This is a genomic window from Dysgonomonas sp. 520 (assembly GCF_010501095.1).
In the GTDB taxonomy this organism is placed as follows: Bacteria; Bacteroidota; Bacteroidia; order Bacteroidales; family Dysgonomonadaceae; genus QVMP01.
In genome coordinates this window covers 20,186-36,026 of sequence record NZ_QVMP01000009.1, presented here as the reverse complement: position 1 = coordinate 36,026, position 15,841 = coordinate 20,186, and the positions used below count along the sequence as shown (strand labels likewise).

Here is a 15,841-nt window from a genome sequence, read left to right as displayed (position 1 = left end):
CATTTTGAAATTTGCTAAATTGTAAAGCACCTCGATATGTGTAATAGGGTGTTAATTTTCAATTGTTTACAAATTATTTTTCTACTCGTTGTCTGATTTTACCTGTATTCTTTCTTATCAGGTCGGTTTTTCTTAAAACATTTTCAAATTCTAATAGTGTTAAAGCTTCATTATCAATGAAATAAAAGTACTACTTCTCATTTTCCGTCACTTATAAAGTGACGGATTTGTAATCATCTAACAACTAGATAATTATGCAAAAATGGGTTTGTCAAAAACGAGAAATTAACACAACAAAAAAACAGAAAAATTATGAAAAGAAAATTGTATTTTTTGATGGCGATTTCCATCATTCTCACAGCAACACTTAATGCTCAGGTCGGAATCAATACAGAGAATCCGCAGGGCATATTTCACATTGATGGAAAGAGGAACACAAATGGAAACACCAACGTGTCGGATGATGTGGTGGTAGACACAGAAGGTAGAGTTGGGATAGGTACAAATGTGCCAACAAACAAGCTGTCAATTCATACCACAGGAGCCAATACCGGACTTTATTTGCCTAATGGCGCAGCTTCAGGCAAAGTGCTAACGTCTGACACTCAGGGTAACGGGGTTTGGGTATCCGGTGCTGTACAGTATCAAACAAAGGTTGTTGGTGTAGGTGGTGCTTATAATTTTAATGGATTAGTGCCATATCCAGCAACAGATAGTCCTATTGGAGTAGGAGCAAAAATTAATTTTTTCACCAATGTCGTTTTTGATAGGGTTAAAGATATCTATGGCAGTGCCTATGGATGGGATCTGGCTAACCAACACTATATTGCACCTGTTTCTGGTATATATCGGATTTCGATGAATATGTATTTTAGGTCAACTCAGCCTGGTATGAATCAGAGAGTTTATATATTCAAGAATGGTAATTTATTTCAGGATCCGGGTTTTATTTCGATTACAGATGCCGGACGCGACCAGAATAACTTCATTATGGGACTGGTTAGTTTAAATAAGGGAGATGCCATTAGCTTCTGGGTTCGTGCTTATGATCCATATGAGCCTTCTGCAAATATTACATTATTTGGAAGAGAAGGGCACACGTATATTTTAATAGAGTCTTTGTAAGATTCTACCCGTAGTGCATTTAGAGAATAAAAGATAACTAACTGAAATATAATACATATTTATATTGTCATTGAGTCGCCTTCGCTCCTCGAACGTTGTTTCTGAGTAAAACGAAGGATCTGGATTGAAAACACTCAGATTTTTCACTTCGTTCAAAATGACAAAACCGATATAAATCTTATAACAAATGAGTTAACATCAAACTCTTAAATGCACTACGGGTATAAATAGTTTTGTGGATATCAAGGTAGTATTGTTCCCTTCAATTCCATTGATTAGGGTTAATTGACATTCTTAATATCATGCCTAGAATACGTATAAAAACCTAATAACAATGTTCTTCTCAATCCCTCTTGCCATTCCCGAAAATCCTATTATCTTTGCATCCACAACCAAAAAGGAAAGGTGCTCGAGTGGTTGAAGAGGCACGCCTGGAAAGCATGTATACGGGTAACTGTATCGAGAGTTCGAATCTCTTCTTTTGTGTTGAAAATGAGTGTTCTATAAACTTCTATCACTCTGTTTCTCACCTTTCAAATAACTTTTGTAGTCGATTTTGTAGCACATTGCGCATTTGTTTATAAATATTTTAATTCTCTCTTTATTCTAGTAAACAGTAAGCCATATTCCAGACTTGCTATTTTCATCTATCAATCGGATAAGTTGAAAGCAACATTTTTCCGATCTTCCATTTTTTTTGCACCCTCAAAATCATTCAATAATTTATAAGCATCAATACAAATATCATAAGAACTTATGTCAGTATTGCCTAGTTCTATGGATTTATTATAGTCTTTTATTGCACTTATATAATCGCCCAATAGCATATTTGCTAACCCTCGATTGTTATATAATATTGCTTCATTTGGGGAGAGTTCAATAGTTTTATTAAAATCTTCAACCACATCAATATATTTTTCTGAATATCCACTTGCTGCATACCCTTTTGCAATGCCTCGAAAGTTGTATGATTCTGCACTGTTCGGATTTAACTCTATTACTTCATCGAAACATTTAATTGCATCATTGTATAATTTTTCTTCAAGCAAGGCAATACCTTTTTCAAACAAGTTATCTATATTATCCATAATTATTTAATTACCAATTTCGTTTTAAATTTACTTTCTGTATTATCAAACTGATTTGTATTAATAGCTTCAATATTAATATGTCCTTTCATTGATTTATCTATATAAGCAATAAAATTCAATTCAATACTAGGACAGCAATTTGCATCATCATTCAGATATATACTAGAGTTTCCCGATATTATAATAATTCCTTTGTCATTCCTAATACTATCAATCTGAAACCATTGATATTCTCTATTAGATAACTGCTTTGTATAATCTCTAATCGCCGTTTTAACTTTACTAATACAAGTATTATCAATTATATAGCTATTTTTACTAGAAACAACTAAAATATATAACGGTGGGTGTGTAGATGCTCCATTTACACAATCAATCGGATTTATTTTGAAAATAACATCTTGTTTTCCATCTAGATTTATATCCACCATACAGGTATCAATATCAGAATTAAACTTCTCTAATAAATTTGGCAAAGCATATCTTAAACTGTCTGTTTCCCATTTGTCGCCATACTTATTTATAAATTCCTCTGGATTGCTTAAACAGTTTTCAACAAAATAGCCTTTCTTTATTTCCTGTTTCCTCCATTGGTTAAATACCTCTTTTACTTTATTCCAATCGGATAAATCAAACAGAGAGTTGTAGCTTTCTTGTTTGTTTGAACTATTACAAGCAAAAGAAAGCAATGTTATAAAACCTAGTAGATAGATTTTTGTTTTCATGCTAATAGAATTTAGGCAATAAGGGACAAAATCAATTCTCTATTTTAAATAAAATATAATCTTGTCCTTATTGCTTTGTTTCATAATTAATCTATTCCTAATACTTGGCTTTTTATTGATATAATTTTACTTCCTTGCGGAACGGATACTTTAGAGTGTGCTTGAAAATAATGTTCCTTTGTTTCTTTTGTTACTCCTATTGATCCATAAGTATTTTCATTAATATATCCTGTCTTCGTTTCATAAAAATACTTATAGGATACTTCATCTATGGTATAATCAGTATCATTAAAGAGGGTATCAGTCCCCAGATAAGAGCCCTTTTTAATGTACACATACTTTGCTATATTATTTTTTATATTTTGTATTTTCAACTCTTGTTCTTCAATTGCTCTTTTTTTTGCAATAGCTTCGTGTTCTTTGGCTCTTTCAATATCTTCTTTTGTTTGTCTTTTATAAATAACGGGTTCACCTAGTTGTTCAAACAAACCAAATGCCTTTAATGTATTTTCGTCAATTATAACCAAACTATCTATGTCAAATTCAGGATATATTTCATCCGAGTTCGTCCTATTCAAATTTAAAAAATCATTCTCTCTAAATTGTAATTTGGGGTTATCGAAAGTAGAATAAATTATATCATAAGATATTTTTACAGTAAACGGATAAGAATATGTCGCTTTGTAAACAGAATTACCTTTACTATAAATTCCAAATGAAATTGTGTTGCCGTTTTCATTCATAAAAGTAGAATTTGACAAAGATTCGAGAATTTCAGTATTCTTATTACATGAAATACAAAAGGAAGATATAAAGACGAGTAAATATATTTTTGTTTTCATAAATCTCAGATTATTACTATTGATTTCACAGATTAAAATAGATTGTACTGTATGCGCCTATTTGTGCATAATAAACATCATTTCTACTATCATAATAAATAGTAGCATACGGAGAAAGATATGTATATCTTGTTGCAGATTGACCAAAATAAGTTTGTTTTGGCACTATTCGATAAGCTATTACACAATCTTTTGCTTGTGTTTGGTATGATAAAAGACCATTTCTTGTTGGAGCACTACCCACTTTTGCAATTTTAATCATAACTTTCTGTGTTGAAACTTGACCAAGATATTCGGTTTGCATACTTGCAGAGACTGTTACAACCTCTGATAAAATTTCGTTTTGCCCTTGTGCTGCTAAGCAAAGGAAAAGAAATAAGATAGGGATAATTACCTTTTTGTTCATAATCTATTCGCACTGTTTGTGTCTTTCCGTTCTCTTAAAGACTGGTTATATAAATAAAAAAGCGTGAGAACTGCTAAATCTTATCTGTCTTAGAGGTATCCCCATACCCACCGTACAAATAAACAACAGTCTCACGCCCTTATCATATATAAGATACTTATATACAAAGAAAGCGTGAGCGTTTGTTGTCTATTACAATGTACGGCTTTGAAAATTGGGGATTTTCTAAGACAAAGTAATATACTTAAACGCTCTTAAATATGTCCTTCCGATAGTCGACACTTCAATAAATCGGAATTAGAACAAAGATAACAAAAGCGTTTTTGTTACAAATAATATTCTCACTAAAACAAAAAAGCATGAGAACGATTGCTAAATACTTGATTTGAAGGGTCTCGACTCCCTGCCATTCAAAGTAAATAGACAACCGCCTCATGCCATTATTTATAAACCTTTACAGGGATATATACAAATGACATGAAAGCAGGCTGCTATCACTCCTTGATGGCTAAAAATTGTCGAGATTTTCAAATCAAGAGTAATGCTTTTATGCTTTCATTAATAAGTCCTTCTAAAAATCAACTCTTTGACTTTTGGAATTAGCACAAATTTACGAAAAGCGTTATTAGTATCAAGTTTTTCAACTAAAAAGTTAGAGAATCGTAGGTTTGTAATAGTTCTTCCTGTTTCAGTCCTAAATATCTCTTTGTAATTGAAATACTTGAATGATTAAACAGTTCCATTAATTTGACTAGTGCTAATTCTGCGTTTTCAGAATTGTTATTATACACTTGTCTCCCGAAAGTTTTTCTTAGTGAATGGCAGCTAAAGTTTTTAACAGATAATTTGTATTTAGACTTCAATTCCTTTAGTATTACGTTTATCCGCTGAACTGAATAAACCGTGCCTTTCTGACTTACTAGAATCGGGCTATTTATACCCATTGGATTGATTTGTTTATAACAATCTACAATATGTCTTTTTAATTGCTGATTTATTCTAATTGTTCTGTTTTTACCTGTCTTTTTCTCAATAATCGTAAATTCTTCTACTTCTAGTATTTGATTCCAACGTAAAGCTAAAATATCAGAAATTCGCAATCCCCAAAAGCAACCGATAGCGATAAGCAAACTTGCATTATGTTCTCCGTCTTTTGTCAATTTGTGAATCAAATTCATTGCTTCATTCCAATTCAAATAATCAGCCGTTGTATTGCTATATTTTAGGCTCATAATATTCAGTTTTATAGGGTTAATAATAAGAGTGATTGTTTTTATTTATTCTAGAATGATAACTTGCTGATAATCAAACAAACATTCACTAATAATGAAAGTGAATATTTTTCATAACAATATATTTCAGAAGTAAACCACAATAGAAAAGTTTATTTGTTTGGCTTGAATCTGAAAAATTGTTTTATTTTCGATTAATCTTTTCTTCCGATTGATTTTTTTCGCTTTTCATTCTAAAAAAAGGTGATATATTAAGATTTTAGGAGAGTTTTTTCAGAGAACAAAAACACCTAAATTTCCCTCTGTCTTTTCCTAAACCGATTCTTAAATGTTTTTTTGTGTGGAAGATTTGTTTTTCCTTAGTCAATGGTAGGAGGGGACATTTCTCTATCTGGAACGGCAATTATATATGATTTTTTATTTTTCGTTTATGGGGAGGGGTATTTTGAGGATAAGGTTAATATTGTGAGTGTATCTCATACTTTCCTAAAAATATTCCTTATTTGACTTTTCCTTATAAAGGGAATAGCAGAAATTAATAAGAAATTTAAGAATCGTTTTTATCTAGTAAAGGTCAATTTTTGTTTTCAATTTGTTTTAAGCAAACAAAATAATCATTTTTTTAACGCTTGTCCGGATTAGATAGTTTTTAGTGTTGACGCAACAATTATGCTGTATAAAAGCATTGAACATAATATTTGTGTTCAATAATTTTTTTACCTTTGTAAGACCCATAAAACCTGATATTTAAATATAGCTTATGAAAAAGATTTTATTGATACTCTCATCTCTCCTGATGTTTGTTACACTAACCGGACAAACAACCGCAGAGGAACAATATCAGAAAGGATTCGAATTGTTTAAAAACAAAGAGTATAAACAAGCCGAAGAATGGTATCTTAAATCGGCCAATCAGGGTTATGACAGGGCTCAATGTGCGTTGGGTATATATTACGAAAAAGGATTTGGCGGAAAAATTGATTATACAAAAGCTGCCCAATGGTATAGGAAAGCTGCCGATCAGGGTTTTGCAATGGCACAGAAGCTGTTAGGAGACACCTATTATAATGGTACGGGCTCGGAATATAACAGAACCATTGCTGCCCAATGGTATCGAAAAGCTGCCGACCAAGGTCTTGCAATGGCTCAATTTTCTTTAGCTGTGTGCTATGAGTTTGGAGTAGGCGTAGAAGAAGACAGGGCAACAGCCTTAAAATGGTATAAAAAAGCTTCGGAACAAGGTCATGAAAGAGCAACTATACAGGTTTTAAATAATAAGTATCCTATTGAGAGAAATATCCTGATATTTTTTTCGGAAGGTTTGGCAAAAATAAAATCGTACGACAAGTGTGGCTATGTAGATGTATATGGAAAAGAAGTTATCCCTTTTAAATATGATAATGTATGGAATTTTAGTGAAGGGCTTGCTGCTGTTGAGCTAAAAGAAAAAAGAGGGTATATAGACAAAACCGGAAAAGAGGTTATTCCATTGAAATATGATGAAGCCAACGAATTCGAAGACGGTCTGGCTACTGTTTCTTTAAAAGGTAAATTCGGGGTGATTGATAAAACCGGAAAGGTGATTGTCCCTTACAAATATGACTTGTTGTATCGTTGGTTCTCGGACGAGGTGGTTGTCGCTAAACTGAATGAAAAATACGGACATATTGATAAAACCGGAAAAGAAATTATCCCTTTAATGTACGACTGGGCACTTAGCTTTTCGGAAGGTTTGGCAGGGGTGCAACAAAATAATAAATTCGGTTTTGTAAATAAACAAAATCAAATAATAGCTCCCATGAAATACGATGATGTTAATCTTTTTAAAGGGGGTGTAGCGGTAGTTAAGCTCAACAACAAATTCGGGCTGATTGATAAAACCGGAAAAGAGATCACTCCTATAAAATATGACAAAATAGAACAATCATATGAAGGGCTGTCTGTCATGAAAACAGGTGATAAATATGGATACCTCAACACCAAAGGTGAAGAAGCTATTCCGGCAATGTATTACAAGGTTGAACGCTTTCACAATGGCACAGCACATGTTTCGGGCTGGGACGAAAATGGAAATAAACAGGGTTTCCTGATCGATGAAACCGGAAAAGAATTAGGCAGATACAAAGGAGGAGTTCTTGTTCCTGCAAAATAAAAAAATGAGATTAAAAAAACTTCTTCTCCTTCATTCTCTAAAAGCAATTTCTCCAGAATGTCTTGTGTATTATATTTAATAGATTACAACAAAGTATTACATCAAAAATAGATATAAATACCTAAAACACAACTAACCTCTAAACCCAAAGTATAAAAAATTGAGATTAGAGGTTTCTTAGCTTTATTTTTCTATAAAGTAGGACATTTTCTGTTTTGGGGGTATATAACCAATAAATTCTAAAAAATGTCCTATCTAGAAAATATTATGAAAAGCGTTTTTTTCCTAACAAATATCCTCGTTGCCCACTAACCTTAATACCGTAATTGGCTATTTTAAAGAACTCTTCTATTTTTCTTGCTGTATATGGGTTATTATCTCCATACAAAGCGTAGATTTTTCTTAGTTCTTTCTTTATATAATTGACTGGGTATCTTCCACCCTCTTGAAAAACAGCATATACAGAAGTCATAATCGGAAATCGGTCTTTCCCGTTTTTGCTTCGATGTATAATTAAGTCTAGATTCATTTTCTTGTCTTTCATTAGATTATCTTTTGTGTAATCTTCTCCTAATTCCTCGTAAACTTCGACTATCAAAGCATCTTCTCTGTGTAATGAATCCCGAAATTCTTTAAATAACGGCTCGTCATAAACATCTTCTTCTCCGTTAAGCAAATCTAGCTGTTCGATAATCGCTAAACGCCTTTCTTTTTTATTATCGGCTCTGCTTATTTTCAAACGGTCTTCATCGCCTAGAGGCAACGGATAATATTGATATTTCACAGTGAAATGTTCGGAAATCTCATAGGCTTGTTTTAATCTAGAGGGATATATGTAATAACTTTTTACTCTTTCTTCGTCAAAGTAGTTATCAATGGCAAAATGATTTTTATTACCCTCACTATCAATGTATTTAGCATAAGTAATCCGTTCTAATGCTTCTCTTAATGTTTCTCTTACTCCCTCGTTTGTTGCCGTCTTGAATAATTGTTTGATTTGTAAATATGTTTCATGGCAACCAGCCAGATAATTTTCTAATTGTTCTGGGGTTTTATATGATAGGTTTCGGTTAGTATTAGAAACATGGATTATTCCACCTGTGCCATTTCTGAAACGTCCTATTATTTGTACTGATTCCGTGTGTGGGTCAATCATAGAATGTTTTGCATAGAACAAATCGGAAATAATTATGACTGTTGGTTTTGTGGATAGGTCAATATCAACCGCAGAAAAGAATCGACTAGTAAAAAAGGTGTATTGTTCTAGTTTCACATTATTGTTATTGTCAAATTGTAAATTTGAATAAGCATCTGAATAGCCTAATTTTTCTAATTTATCAACACTGTCTTGCGAACAAAATACTTTGGAACAACTTTCTAGATTGAATTTTTTTATAATTGCCAGAATTGTATCTGTTGAGTTCAAGAAAATACAAATATGGTCTTTATTTTCACATCTAGTCAATATTTCTCTGAATATTGCCACAACATTATTAGTGGTTACTAATTGCATCTTCTGGGTATAATCATAATCGGGTACAATTTTGATAACTTGAAAATCTTGTTGTTCAAATCGGGGATCGCTAGGTAAAATCGGAGTTGCCGAAACAAAAGCCTTATTTTCAAAAAGGAAAAAATCTTCAATTGGTAATGCTATTGTACTTCTATAACTTATATCTTTAACAATCTTATCACATTCATCAAAGAGTAACATAAAGTCTTTATAGAAGTCTATTTGTAAAGCATTCATTGCTCTGACTATTTTAAAGAAACTTTCGGGTGTAGTCATTAGTTTCTTATACTTCTCTGTTGGTTCTAGTAAATAGTCAATAACATCATCGGTTGTTATTCCCTCATATACCCCAAACAAATCTCCTTTATGTTTTTTCTCTTTACCTTTTATAACAGGAACATTCGGTTCAATTATAATAGAATGTCTACTAGATTCAATCTCCAATGTTGTCGCTCCAAGTCCTGGCAATGTTTTGGAAAGGATAGTATTTGTCGGAATTTCAGACATTATATCTTTTAGAAATTGTCCCTCTTTAATATTTAGGGGTTCTGTGTACAAATCGAAATGCAGTTTATTATTATTCATAATTTTATCTTTTTATAGGGCGTAAGAATGGCTAGACACACAAAATGTATCTTGTCTAGATTAATAAAATTGAGAGGAAAAAGGGCAGGCAGAATTACCTGCCCTTTGAAATAGCTATTAAGCGTTCAAATACGCTTTAAGTTCAGGATTTTTGTATGGTCTGTAAACAATTACACCATTTTTATAATGACTAGTTATTGTCATTACCGTTGTTGTGTGAGTATTTTTCATTGTTTTACCCTGTGTTCTTTCAGCCATATATAATTCCAGTTCAAAGTTCTTTACAACTTCATTAAATGAATTCAGATTATCAGCATCAATACAAGAAATGTCTGAATTTCGTCCTGTCAAGATAATAATTACATAATTCAATATTTGCTCATTTACATATAGAGAAAATACTTCTCTATCTTCACCTTTTTTAGTCGCAATTATCCATAAATAAGCTTCCCCTTTACGGTTATTCTTAGGTTCTAGGAAGAATTTATAACCGTTTGCCGATAATTTACTGAATCTTTCTAATGAAGATTGATTACTTAATCTTTCTGATTCTTCAGCTTTACTTAAATCAATGTTTAATACGAAATTAAATGCCTTTTTCATCTTTTTTAATTTTAGATGGTTAATGTATAATTTTACTTTGTCAAGTAAGTTGCGCAACCGTTTGACATTACAAAAGTGATGAAAAGGCAAAACGTGTCTGGGGAGTAATTAAAACCAAAAACAGGCTCAATTACTCCCAAAATAATAAGAATGTGTCTATTCTATTAAAATATGTATAACTTTGTAGGACTAAATAATCTTATTATATGGAAAGACATATATCCCACTACTTTGAATTTGTCAATAATTTGCTTAATCACCAATCGACATCACTAGAACAGATGCGCAATATGCTAGTTGTGCAAAACTGCCCTAAGGATAAGATTGAGTTCGTAATTAATGGAGTATTAAAGGATGTTATCCAAGGGTTAATACCGAAAGAAGGTACAAGCCTCAATGAACTTCATATTTGGTTGTCTGATAAAGTAACAGACATTACAACAAGCTATGTAGATAAACTGTTAAAATACATGACTGTTAAAGGCATGATAAATATTATTGATGGTACAGAAGTTTATAATTTGAAGATTTTTATACCTAATTGTCCCATAGACTTAAACGAAGTTTAATATTGTTTAAAACAAACACATAGACTTCTAATTATAAGCTAGATAAGTCATATCTGCGAAGTGGTGTATTTAATTTTTCTTCAAAGGTTTCTGGCTGTATTTCTTGAATATTAGAAAAAGCGTTGCGCCAAGGTAAATCCCATTGAGGGGTATAACCTCTTTTTAGCATATCTTTTAGCCAATCCCTAACATTGACTAGAATCAAATCGTGCGGAATATTTAGATAGTCCAGATAATTAATAATGAATTGACTAATTTCTTCGCTTATACGTGTTTTGGAGTTTTTAAATCTAGAATGGTGGTTATAGAGTAATTGATAAGTTCCCCAAATCAGATTGTTTGTTATTCGGTTGTTGAATTTTCGCCCTGCTTTACCTTTATTGTCTGGTAGTAACTGGTTTATCTTTTCTAGATTTAAGTCTGGGAAACGTTCTTTAAATAGCTTTTCCATATCATCTAGAAACCATGCACAGGAATTTATATCTATTTTATCTTGCTTGTAAGTTAGGGTTACTTTTGAACCTCTGTGTTTTTTTGTTTTTGATTCTAGTATGATTTTATAGAGGGATAATATTTCTGGATAGATACGATTGTGTAAGACACTTTCATATTCAAGGTCTAAAGCATCAATGATAAAAGATTGTTTAAATAATCCTGTGTTTTCTTTATGATAAGCGTAAGACATATAAGTCAGGCACAGATAAACAATATCATCATCAGTAACAACTTCTTCTTCCTCTGAATCATCATCTAGAAATATAAAATAATCGCCGAACTGTTCGGACATTGATTTGTCGGTTGGAGTGGTTGTTATAAAAGTCAAGTCTTTATTTTCTCTGAATGTTTCCTCATAATCAACTGTTAGAATACCGTTTATCCTTTTCTTATAATTTATTCCACTATTTTCAACACAATGCTTTATTTCATCAATGAACATTGTAGAATGAAAATCATAGTATTTTGCCATTAATGGCTCTGCTAGTTGCAGATATTCAGAGTTGATGTGGATGTACATGGTTCTAAGATTTTAGACAAATGTAAAAAAATAATTACTTTTGTACTTGCTCTAAATTATTTATAATATGAATATTACATTTTTGCTTGGAAATGGGTTTGATTTAAATATTGACATGAAGACCAGATATAGCCATTTTTACCCATATTATCTTAAAATGCCTTGTGGTGACAATACCCACATTGAGAAATTTAAGACAGATTTAAAAAAGGATTTGAATAATTGGGCTGATTTAGAACTCGAATTTGGAAAATACATGAAAGACATGACATCTTTAAAACATTTAGATGATGTTTATGAAGATTTATGTGATTCTTTATCTGAATATTTGGCAAAAGAAGAAAGTGCTCTTTCAATTGCAGATTTAGATGTATCAAATTTTCCGAATGATCTTGTTTTTCCCGAAAATCATCTTGTATTGGCTGATAAACAGAGTTTGATTGAATATAAAAATAAATATGCAAATAATAACTGGAGAATCAATATTGTAACATTTAATTATACATCAACAATAGAGAAATTATTATATTCGGAAAATGGTGATTATCCTTTACCTCTTCGTAGAGGTAATAATACATCTTATAAATCCATATTAAATAAAATTCTTCATATTCATGGATTAATTAATGATGGTATGATTTTAGGAGTAAATGATGCTTCTCAAATTCATAATGATGTTTTGAAATCAGATGATGATGTTCTAACAACTATAGTTAAACCCAAACGAAACCAAGAATTAAAAGAGTTAATTGATAAGGAAGCAATTGATTTGATAAGGCAATCTCAACTAATTGTCTTATTTGGATTATCATTTGGAGATACAGATAAATTTTGGTGGGAGTTAATTGGAAAATATATGTTGAATTCGGGAACTTGCAGAGTGATTCTTTTTCATAAAGGAGATGATTTTCCGTCTAATCATAAACATAAGAAAGTGCGAGAAGTAAAAAAAATTAAATCTTATTTCTTATCTCAAACAAACTTATCTCCAGAGCAAAAGAAACAAATTGAAGAACGAATTTATATAGGATGTAACACTAATATTTTTAAGATGAAAAAAAGAGGCTGATTTTCGCCTCTTTCTATTTCATATATAGCTAATTCTCACAACAAATTTTTCATTGCTTCATCTATTTGACTATTTTCAAAGCTATCAAGATAAATTTGAGTAGTTTTCAAATCAGAATGTCCCAAAGCCTCGCTAATAATAGCAATATTCACACCTGAACGCTTTAAAATTGTGGCGAATGAGTGTCTTGAAACATAGGTCGTTAAAGGAATAGTTAAACCAATAGCAGAACCTATCTTCTTCAAATTCTTATTTACAACATAAGTTATTTTCTTAATACGTCTTATTTGCTGTTCTGCGGTTTTATGTATAGAATCATCTAGAATAGGAAAAATATAGTTGTTATTTAATCCCTCATATTTTCGAATAATTTCTATTGCATAAGGTTGTAGCATGAAACTTATTCGTTTACCTGTTTTTTGCCTTTTATAAACAACTCTGTTATCTAGGATATTATCTATCTTTAAATAAGCAATATCCACCATATTAAGACCACATCCAAAGTAACTAAACAGAAATATATCTTTACTGAATTGCATTAATGATTGAGGACGGTTACTTATTGTATTAACTTCAAAATCAATAACTTTTAGCATTTCTTCTTTAGTAATAGAACGTTTTACAGTCGTTTCCTTTAGCTTAGAAACACTGTAATTGTTAAACGGATAATAGTCTTGTTTAATAATATTGTCTTTAATAGCCTTATTATAAGTCGCTTTTAAAGTTCGCATTCTTATGCTAATAGTATTACCCTTGTTTCCTAAAGACCTTAGATATGTTTCGTATTTGTTCAGGAACTTAGAATCAATATCGACAAAAAGAAGTTGTGATAATTGACAATACCTCTGTAATGAATTTAATAAGGCTTTGTAGTGGCTTGCATTTCCGACTCTATTTTCAGCAATCAAATTTTGAATAATTGTTTCAATATATTTTTCAACTGTAATATTTTTAGTAGGTTTTTCAACTGCATTAACAAGTTGTTGCAATGAATAATCTTTACCAATAGATTGGAACTCTAATACTTGCTTTTGATATTTGGCTTTTGTTTCAGTAATAATGTTTTCTATATATTCATAATTGGGGCAATTAATTTTAATTTTTTTCTTCGTTTCATCCCAATGTAGCACATCTATTGAAATACCTAGTCTGATAATCTTTCTTTTCCTGTTTTTGGTTAGCCTTAAAGTTATTGGTACACAATTACTTGTTGTTAATCTGTAAGTTTCTGCTATCACATCAATAGTAGTTTTCATTTGTAGCACATTTTGTAGCACAAATGCTCCCAAACCTACTAAAATCGTTATTCAAAAAGCTTCTTCTCAAACCCTCTTGCCAATCCCGAAAATCCTATTATCTTTGCATCCACAACCAAAAAGGAAAGGTGCTCGAGTGGTTGAAGAGGCACGCCTGGAAAGCGTGTATACCCCTAAAGGGTATCGAGAGTTCGAATCTCTTCCTTTCCGCTGATTAAAAAGAAGTTATCTGTTGATAACTTCTTTTTTGTTTTATTTGTCACTATGCAGTTTTTTTTGCTGGGTTCGGACAGGCTTGACGGAAGGAAATATTCCCTTGAGCACAATCATCGAAGATAGTAATGAAGATTGATGCGCAGCCAGGCATACCAGCAGCAGTTAAATTTCGGAACTGCGTCAAGGCATATGGTCGGAAGATGTACTGATGGCTATTAAAATTCAAGATTAAACTATTTTTAGCTTAAAATACTGCTTATTAAGCACTTATTAGCATCGAAGTCATCTAGACTTATTAAGTTATACTTAATTTTTGAGCTTTTGTCATGTTGAACGTAGTGAAACATCTAAAAAACAGATCCTTCGATACTCTCAGGATGACAAAATTGAATAAAACGAAAAAAGTCTAGACGGTTTCTACAAAAAAGAATTCTCGTTAATTAAAAATAAAGCCTAAAATATATATTTCCGACAATCGTTTCATATATTGCAGGCATAAGACATATATTATGTAGTGTAGAGAGGGGCTTATCTGTTGATAAATCACCTCTCTCGTCAATTATAAGGGTATGAGTCTGAAATAAAAGAAGAAAGGAACGCAAATCAAATGTTTGCATCCCTTTCAATTGAGTCTCAAAAAAATAAGGTTGTGTGTGTGTGTGTAGTTCTTATAGTTTCTATGTAAGAAAAAAAGTTCTTTGTTTATATATAGAAGACTAAATATTTACAAAAACGTTGCATTTTGTTTGAATAAAAATAAAAAAAACCACAGACCAAAACACAAACAGCTCATTACAAGCGACTTACAATAAAAAAAATTCTTTCTTATAAAAAGTATTTCAGATGAAAAAAAACTATTTTACCCGTCCTCCTTTTTTCCATGTCCTTTTATAATAATCCTGATTCAAACTACTAACCACAACTCCCCTTTTGGTTGATGCATGTACAAAATATGAATCTTTCAGATAGATGCCCACATGATTTATCGTATTCTTCTTTTTCGAATTTGTTGCAAAAAAGACAAGGTCGCCTGTTTGAAGTTTATTTTTAGATATATTCTTCACATCATTTTTGGACTGATCATTTGACGAACGTGAAAGTTTTTTATTATAAACATCCCTATAAATATTCTGTGTAAACCCCGAGCAATCTGTTCCACTGCGCGAATTCCCACCATATCTGTACTTTACACCCAGCCACGACGACACTTCGGCATAAAGCGGAATGTTGGGGTCATCGTTTCTTATTTCTATGCCTAATTTATTGGAAAGATCGGCCACCTCATTGGGACGATAAAGCGATTTCTTCGTTCCACAAGACGTAATAAGTATCCCTAAACAAAAAAACAATATCAGTCTGATACTTTTCGCAGTAATCATTATTTGTCAAATTTCGTTAGAACTAAATTTACCCGATTTTAAGTTTTAACAAAGGTACAATTA

At 31.6% G+C, this 15,841-nt stretch carries 14 protein-coding genes and 2 tRNA genes; 6 read left to right on the top strand and 10 right to left on the bottom strand.

The window, feature by feature from the left end; all coding sequences use genetic code 11:
- Positions 1 to 312 precede the first annotated feature (312 nt).
- Both D0T56_RS07105 and D0T56_RS07100 read left to right on the top strand, forming a co-directional pair.
- Positions 313 to 1,125 (top strand): hypothetical protein, encoded by an 813-nt coding sequence (locus tag D0T56_RS07105; protein ID WP_163319451.1) that lies wholly within the window; start codon positions 313 to 315, stop codon positions 1,123 to 1,125.
- Between the two features lie 399 nt (positions 1,126 to 1,524).
- A tRNA-Ser gene (locus D0T56_RS07100) sits at positions 1,525 to 1,611 on the top strand.
- 164 nt (positions 1,612 to 1,775) lie between these two features.
- On the opposite strand, the gene D0T56_RS07095 is transcribed toward D0T56_RS07100, so the two are convergent.
- The 5 genes from D0T56_RS07095 to D0T56_RS07075 form a co-directional block, all read right to left on the bottom strand.
- Positions 1,776 to 2,213 (bottom strand): tetratricopeptide repeat protein, encoded by a 438-nt coding sequence (locus D0T56_RS07095; protein WP_163319544.1) that lies wholly within the window; start codon positions 2,211 to 2,213, stop codon positions 1,776 to 1,778.
- Between the two features lie 2 nt (positions 2,214 to 2,215).
- Entirely contained in the window at positions 2,216 to 2,941 is a 726-nt protein-coding gene (locus D0T56_RS07090; RefSeq protein ID WP_163319450.1) for a hypothetical protein, read from the bottom strand.
- Between the two features lie 86 nt (positions 2,942 to 3,027).
- Complete coding sequence (locus D0T56_RS07085; protein ID WP_163319449.1) at positions 3,028 to 3,684, bottom strand: hypothetical protein; 657 nt, start codon at positions 3,682 to 3,684, stop codon at positions 3,028 to 3,030.
- Between the two features lie 124 nt (positions 3,685 to 3,808).
- Positions 3,809 to 4,189, bottom strand: a complete 381-nt coding sequence (locus D0T56_RS07080) for a hypothetical protein (RefSeq protein ID WP_163319448.1) — start codon at positions 4,187 to 4,189, stop codon at positions 3,809 to 3,811.
- A 644-nt stretch (positions 4,190 to 4,833) separates the two neighbouring features.
- Positions 4,834 to 5,421, bottom strand: coding sequence for a tyrosine-type recombinase/integrase (locus D0T56_RS07075; protein ID WP_163319447.1), 588 nt, complete (start codon positions 5,419 to 5,421; stop codon positions 4,834 to 4,836).
- 760 nt (positions 5,422 to 6,181) lie between these two features.
- On the opposite strand from D0T56_RS07075, the gene D0T56_RS07070 reads away from it, so the two are divergent.
- Positions 6,182 to 7,573, top strand: coding sequence for a WG repeat-containing protein (locus tag D0T56_RS07070; RefSeq protein ID WP_163319446.1), 1,392 nt, complete (start codon positions 6,182 to 6,184; stop codon positions 7,571 to 7,573).
- Positions 7,574 to 7,838: 265 nt separating this feature from the next.
- On the opposite strand, the gene D0T56_RS07065 is transcribed toward D0T56_RS07070, so the two are convergent.
- Together D0T56_RS07065 and D0T56_RS07060 are read right to left on the bottom strand one after the other, a co-directional pair.
- A complete protein-coding gene (locus D0T56_RS07065; RefSeq protein WP_163319445.1) occupies positions 7,839 to 9,671 on the bottom strand; it encodes a hypothetical protein in 1,833 nt (610 codons plus the stop codon).
- 117 nt (positions 9,672 to 9,788) lie between these two features.
- Positions 9,789 to 10,274 (bottom strand): hypothetical protein, encoded by a 486-nt coding sequence (locus tag D0T56_RS07060; RefSeq protein WP_163319444.1) that lies wholly within the window; start codon positions 10,272 to 10,274, stop codon positions 9,789 to 9,791.
- 206 nt (positions 10,275 to 10,480) lie between these two features.
- Here D0T56_RS07060 and D0T56_RS07055 point away from each other — a divergent pair, with 206 nt between their 5' ends.
- Complete coding sequence (locus D0T56_RS07055; RefSeq protein WP_163319443.1) at positions 10,481 to 10,843, top strand: hypothetical protein; 363 nt, start codon at positions 10,481 to 10,483, stop codon at positions 10,841 to 10,843.
- Positions 10,844 to 10,874: 31 nt separating this feature from the next.
- Here the strand turns inward: D0T56_RS07055 and D0T56_RS07050 are convergent, their stop codons facing one another.
- Complete coding sequence (locus D0T56_RS07050; RefSeq protein ID WP_163319442.1) at positions 10,875 to 11,810, bottom strand: hypothetical protein; 936 nt, start codon at positions 11,808 to 11,810, stop codon at positions 10,875 to 10,877.
- Positions 11,811 to 11,925: 115 nt separating this feature from the next.
- Between D0T56_RS07050 and D0T56_RS07045 the strand changes: the two genes are divergently transcribed.
- Entirely contained in the window at positions 11,926 to 12,927 is a 1,002-nt protein-coding gene (locus D0T56_RS07045; protein WP_163319441.1) for an AbiH family protein, read from the top strand.
- 35 nt (positions 12,928 to 12,962) lie between these two features.
- Here the strand turns inward: D0T56_RS07045 and D0T56_RS07040 are convergent, their stop codons facing one another.
- On the bottom strand, positions 12,963 to 14,183 hold the full coding sequence (locus D0T56_RS07040) for a site-specific integrase (protein ID WP_163319440.1): 1,221 nt from the start codon (positions 14,181 to 14,183) through the stop codon (positions 12,963 to 12,965).
- 122 nt (positions 14,184 to 14,305) lie between these two features.
- Here D0T56_RS07040 and D0T56_RS07035 point away from each other — a divergent pair.
- Positions 14,306 to 14,393: transfer RNA gene (locus D0T56_RS07035), tRNA-Ser, on the top strand.
- 860 nt (positions 14,394 to 15,253) lie between these two features.
- On the opposite strand, the gene D0T56_RS07030 is transcribed toward D0T56_RS07035, so the two are convergent.
- Positions 15,254 to 15,778 carry a C40 family peptidase gene (locus tag D0T56_RS07030; protein WP_163319439.1) on the bottom strand — a complete coding sequence of 175 codons (525 nt, stop codon included), beginning with the start codon at positions 15,776 to 15,778 and terminating at the stop codon, positions 15,254 to 15,256.
- Positions 15,779 to 15,841 lie beyond the last annotated feature (63 nt).

What these genes read in the sequence shown, in the direction of transcription:
- D0T56_RS07105 (WP_163319451.1), top strand. Translation starts at nt 313, where the DNA reads ATGAAAAGAAAATTGTATTTTTTGATGGCGATTTCCATCATTCTCACA.
- D0T56_RS07095 (WP_163319544.1), bottom strand. Translation starts at nt 2,213, where the DNA reads ATGGATAATATAGATAACTTGTTTGAAAAAGGTATTGCCTTGCTTGAA.
- D0T56_RS07090 (WP_163319450.1), bottom strand. Translation starts at nt 2,941, where the DNA reads ATGAAAACAAAAATCTATCTACTAGGTTTTATAACATTGCTTTCTTTT.
- D0T56_RS07085 (WP_163319449.1), bottom strand. Translation starts at nt 3,684, where the DNA reads ATGAATGAAAACGGCAACACAATTTCATTTGGAATTTATAGTAAAGGT.
- D0T56_RS07080 (WP_163319448.1), bottom strand. Translation starts at nt 4,189, where the DNA reads ATGAACAAAAAGGTAATTATCCCTATCTTATTTCTTTTCCTTTGCTTA.
- D0T56_RS07075 (WP_163319447.1), bottom strand. Translation starts at nt 5,421, where the DNA reads ATGAGCCTAAAATATAGCAATACAACGGCTGATTATTTGAATTGGAAT.
- D0T56_RS07070 (WP_163319446.1), top strand. Translation starts at nt 6,182, where the DNA reads ATGAAAAAGATTTTATTGATACTCTCATCTCTCCTGATGTTTGTTACA.
- D0T56_RS07065 (WP_163319445.1), bottom strand. Translation starts at nt 9,671, where the DNA reads ATGAATAATAATAAACTGCATTTCGATTTGTACACAGAACCCCTAAAT.
- D0T56_RS07060 (WP_163319444.1), bottom strand. Translation starts at nt 10,274, where the DNA reads ATGAAAAAGGCATTTAATTTCGTATTAAACATTGATTTAAGTAAAGCT.
- D0T56_RS07055 (WP_163319443.1), top strand. Translation starts at nt 10,481, where the DNA reads ATGGAAAGACATATATCCCACTACTTTGAATTTGTCAATAATTTGCTT.
- D0T56_RS07050 (WP_163319442.1), bottom strand. Translation starts at nt 11,810, where the DNA reads ATGGCAAAATACTATGATTTTCATTCTACAATGTTCATTGATGAAATA.
- D0T56_RS07045 (WP_163319441.1), top strand. Translation starts at nt 11,926, where the DNA reads ATGAATATTACATTTTTGCTTGGAAATGGGTTTGATTTAAATATTGAC.
- D0T56_RS07040 (WP_163319440.1), bottom strand. Translation starts at nt 14,183, where the DNA reads ATGAAAACTACTATTGATGTGATAGCAGAAACTTACAGATTAACAACA.
- D0T56_RS07030 (WP_163319439.1), bottom strand. Translation starts at nt 15,778, where the DNA reads ATGATTACTGCGAAAAGTATCAGACTGATATTGTTTTTTTGTTTAGGG.